Consider the following 4,395-nt stretch of genomic DNA (forward strand, 5'->3'; position numbering starts at 1 on the left):
GAGCGTGGGTGAAGAGTCATAATAAATTATTTAGTATGGTGCCTCATTACACAATCATTCTGCCTATTCAGGACGGCGATGTCTGAGGGGTCAAACCCCTCACAGATTCGCCAACAGTCTCTTGAAATCGCGTCTACACAAACAAAATCGGCCTGCGCCGATTGAATAAAGGAGCCCCAAACCCGGATTTGGTATTAGTCCTCATAGCGACCAGGCGATTGAAATCGCGTCTACACAAACAAAATCGGCCTGCGCCGATTGAAGAGTAAAGGAGCGCCAAATCCGGATTTGGTATTAGTCCTCATAGCGACCCGGCGATTGAAATCGCGTCTACACAAACAAAATCGGCCTGCGCCGATTCAAGAATAAAGGAGCCCCAAACCCGGATTTGGTATTAGTCCTCATAGCGAGGACTTTAGCTATTAGACAGGGGTTTAAACCCCTGGCGGACTCGCGGGTGCGCGAGAAGACTCGCGGAATGACAGCTTAAGTTGACACGCCTCGGATACGGTGCGGTGTCCTGACTGTGGGTAATATCTATTGCTATTCTTGAGGAATTACCATGAAAACCCTCTACGTTTCTCAACCAGATTGCTATCTGGCACTCCAACAAGAAAACATCATTGTCAAAAAAGGCGATGTCGTCCTTGCCAAAATACAAATACCGCTTTTAGAACAAATTCTTGTTTTTGGTAAATCCCAAATTTCTACCCAAGCAATTCGCACTTGTTTGTGGCGGAACATCCCCATAGCATATCTTTCGCGCATGGGTTACTGTTACGGACGCATCTTGCCAATAGAACGCGGCTACCGACAACTTGCTCGCTATCAACAGGTACTCGAAGCGGAACATCGTTTATTGGTAGCCAAACAAATTGTCATTGCCAAATTGAAAAATAGCCGCCTGATTTTGCAGCGCATCCAGCGAAAACGCCTAGATTCAGAAACAGTTGCTCTCGCGATTAAAAGCTTAGAACATCTCAGCGAAAAAGCCTCTCGTTCTGAAACCATCGAGCGATTAATGGGATTGGAAGGAGCCGGGGCCGCTAGTTATTTTTCAGCATTTGGCGAATGTTTGTCGGTTCCAGAATTTGTATTTGTTTTCCGTTCCCGCCGTCCGCCAGGGAATCCGGTTAATGCCATGCTGAGCTTTGGATATCAAATCCTGTGGAATCATTTACTTTGTTTGATAGAACTCCAAGGACTCGATCCTTATCAAGCTTGTTTGCATCAAACTTCCGAACGCCATGCAGCTTTAGCTTCTGATTTGATCGAAGAGTTTCGGGCTCCGATTATTGATTCTTTGGTGCTGTGGCTGATTAATTCAAAAGTCATGGATGCCAGCCTCGACTTTGTTTACCGTGATAGTGGCTGTTTCTTGAACGATTCCGGGCGAGCAAAATTTCTCCGTGCTTTTTTGCAGCGCATGGAAGAAGAAATTCAAACTGATTCTGGCGAAAAACAGCCGCGTTGGGATTTGTTTGTGCAGCAAGTTAAGGCTTACAAGCAGTTTGTTTACAACCCTCAACTTTTGTACAAGCCTTATCGAATTCGTTAGATTTCAAAACTTATACTCCTAGACACGAGGGGGCCCCGAAACCGGGTTTTTCACGAAAATACTGCGTTTTCGCCCTCAAATTACCGAAAAAACCCGGTTTCTTTAGTCTCGCGGAGTGACCAGAAACCGGGTTTTTCACGAAAATACTGCGCTGTCGCCTTCAAATTACCGAAAAAACCCGGTTTCTTTAGTCTCGCGGAGTGGTCAGAATTAACTTTTTGCCAAGCGGAAATTAATCATGTACTTGTACGTTGTTGTCTATGATATTCCTTGCGACAAGCGCCGCCAGAAAGTTTTTAACTTGCTTTCTGGTTACGGCACTTGGGTGCAATATTCGGTTTTTGAGTGTGCCCTATCTCAGCGTCAGTTTGAGGAGTTCCGCACTCGCCTGCGGGGACGGGTTAATTTAGATGAAGATAACATCCGTTTTTATGCTTTGTCAACGCGGGCGATCGGGCAGGTAGAAACTTGGGGTCCTGGCCCGTCGGTGACTCAACCGCAGACTTCGGTCATTGTTTAAAGTGTTTTTTTTGACACTTGACAGCCAGGGAAATCTACGTTAGTATGTCTCCATTGCTAGATTCTGGTTGTAAATCCACACAAGCCAATGTAAACTTGTCGTGTTAATTACTACCCAAATCAACAGCGCCAGTACCTAGAAAATTAAATACATTTAAGTAGTGTTTTAGCGGTTCAATTATTTAGCTATGCGACCGCCTCGCTAAATGGCTGAAACACCGATTCTCTCGTATAGGCGGTCGTTCTCTTGTCCAGTAAGGGTTTCAGCCCTTTTTGGTGGCTCGTTTTCGGCTCTAAGTGAACTCAGCATCAGAGGCGGTCGCAAACGGCTTCTGGAGCCTTTACTGGGCACGGCTTCCACAGCCGGGGGGCCGCAATTCACTTTTCCCCGCAAGGGGATTGAAACCAGACTTCACATACTGTAGCTGGCGCATTAGGGCGTGCCGCAATTCACTTTTCCCCGCAAGGGGATTGAAACACTCCTTATAAGCTATCTCGTGGGCTTTTAAAGCCGCAATTCACTTTTCCCCGCAAGGGGATTGAAACAATAGAGGGGGAACAGGAAGCACTACTCAGAATTTTGTAGATTTAACTACAGCCGCAATTCACTTTTCCCCGCAAGGGGATTGAAACTTAGATAAAATCCAGCCTTTAAGTGATACCTGTCTTTCGGAAAGCCGCAATTCACTTTTCCCCGCAAGGGGATTGAAACATTGGTAGGACACAGTTCTGTATTGGTGAGAGCCCCGATGGTAAGCCGCAATTCACTTTTCCCCGCAAGGGGATTGAAACAAGCTGTACCAAACTCACAAGCTTTACAGTCTTCTTGCCGCAATTCACTTTTCCCCGCAAGGGGATTGAAACTCTAAGAGCTTAGCGCCGCAATTCACTTTTCCCCGCAAGGGGATTGAAACCAGATTGTTCCACAAATGCCAATTACCGGCTGTTGTTTTAATGCCGCAATTCACTTTTCCCCGCAAGGGGATTGAAACTAATGATAATTTTGATAGTTATTATTCTTACCTTTGTCAAGCCGCAATTCACTTTTCCCCGCAAGGGGATTGAAACAATGGTAGACTTAGCATCATACCCCAGTACACCCTTGCCGCAATTCACTTTTCCCCGCAAGGGGATTGAAACCTAGCATAATAGATGTATAAGTTTCTCGATGTCAGGGCCGCAATTCACTTTTCCCCGCAAGGGGATTGAAACTTGTTCTCATTGGACGTACAAAACGAGATTTGCGCGAGCCGCAATTCACTTTTCCCCGCAAGGGGATTGAAACTAACACTTCTTTCTTGCGATCGCTCAGTCTAGCGAAACGAAGCCGCAATTCACTTTTCCCCGCAAGGGGATTGAAACTTTCTAAATATAGGAAACGGTTGTCCGTTGAATGACATACTTCTGCGAGCCGCAATTCACTTTTCCCCGCAAGGGGATTGAAACAGCATTATTGCTATTTCGCGCAAATCAACGATTGTGCCGCAATTCACTTTTCCCCGCAAGGGGATTGAAACTTCCTTTCTAACGTGTATTCCTGCTAGTTTGATTGTGCGAACCGCAATTCACTTTTCCCCGCAAGGGGATTGAAACAATACAATTCGCAATCAAGGATTCGAGAGAATAGAGCCGCAATTCACTTTTCCCCGCAAGGGGATTGAAACACTACTTCTGTAGTCCACAGGTTAATGGTAAATGCCGGTACGGTGCCGCAATTCACTTTTCCCCGCAAGGGGATTGAAACTCTAGCAGCAGCGGATGGTGTAGTGTTAGAGGCTGGCGGCCGCAATTCACTTTTCCCCGCAAGGGGATTGAAACGCTTTGTATATGGTGGGGATACATTACTATACCTACCCATGCCGCAATTCACTTTTCCCCGCAAGGGGATTGAAACATCAAGGCACACCGCTTCCTACGCGCTGGTAAGGAGAAGCCGCAATTCACTTTTCCCCGCAAGGGGATTGAAACTTAATACACCATCCCAAGAAGAGCTATACACATACCTGTACGGCAGGCCGCAATTCACTTTTCCCCGCAAGGGGATTGAAACTTCTTCTTTGGGTTTAATAAATACGGCTGCTATTTTGCCGCAATTCACTTTTCCCCGCAAGGGGATTGAAACCCCGCAAGGGGATTGAAACTTATGGGATTCTCATTTATTACTTTTTTAGCCTCAAGTCGCAATTCTCTTTTCCCCGCAAGGGGATTAAAACACCAATTGTGCGACAGAAATTTCAATCCTGCGACCCAAAAGTCGCAATTCACTTTTCCCCGCAAGGGGATTGAAACTTTCGCTAAAAATCAAGGTTATATAGGAC

The 4,395-nt window shown here is 46.1% G+C and carries 2 protein-coding genes and 2 CRISPR repeat arrays; both genes read left to right on the plus strand.

Features of this window, described 5'->3' with window-relative positions:
- Window positions 1-562 precede the first annotated feature (562 nt).
- Entirely contained in the window at window positions 563-1,558 is a 996-nt protein-coding gene (gene cas1, locus WBA89_RS16695) for a CRISPR-associated endonuclease Cas1 (protein ID WP_424408304.1), read from the plus strand.
- A gap of 238 nt (window positions 1,559-1,796) precedes the next feature.
- Complete coding sequence (cas2, locus tag WBA89_RS16700) at window positions 1,797-2,078, plus strand: CRISPR-associated endonuclease Cas2 (RefSeq protein ID WP_424408305.1); 282 nt, start codon at window positions 1,797-1,799, stop codon at window positions 2,076-2,078.
- A gap of 369 nt (window positions 2,079-2,447) precedes the next feature.
- Window positions 2,448-2,942: direct repeats of the CRISPR family, unit length 36 nt; unit sequence GCCGCAATTCACTTTTCCCCGCAAGGGGATTGAAAC.
- A 91-nt stretch (window positions 2,943-3,033) separates the two neighbouring features.
- Window positions 3,034-4,366: a CRISPR direct-repeat array (repeat unit 36 nt; unit sequence GCCGCAATTCACTTTTCCCCGCAAGGGGATTGAAAC).
- Window positions 4,367-4,395 lie beyond the last annotated feature (29 nt).

Source organism: Microcoleus sp. (genome assembly GCF_049646505.1).
Classification (GTDB): domain Bacteria; phylum Cyanobacteriota; class Cyanobacteriia; order Cyanobacteriales; family Microcoleaceae; genus Microcoleus.

Bases quoted from the DNA above. Each gene is read 5' to 3' on its own strand.
- cas2 (WP_424408305.1), top strand. From the start codon at position 1,797: ATGTACTTGTACGTTGTTGTCTATGATATTCCTTGCGACAAGCGCCGC.
- cas1 (WP_424408304.1), top strand. From the start codon at position 563: ATGAAAACCCTCTACGTTTCTCAACCAGATTGCTATCTGGCACTCCAA.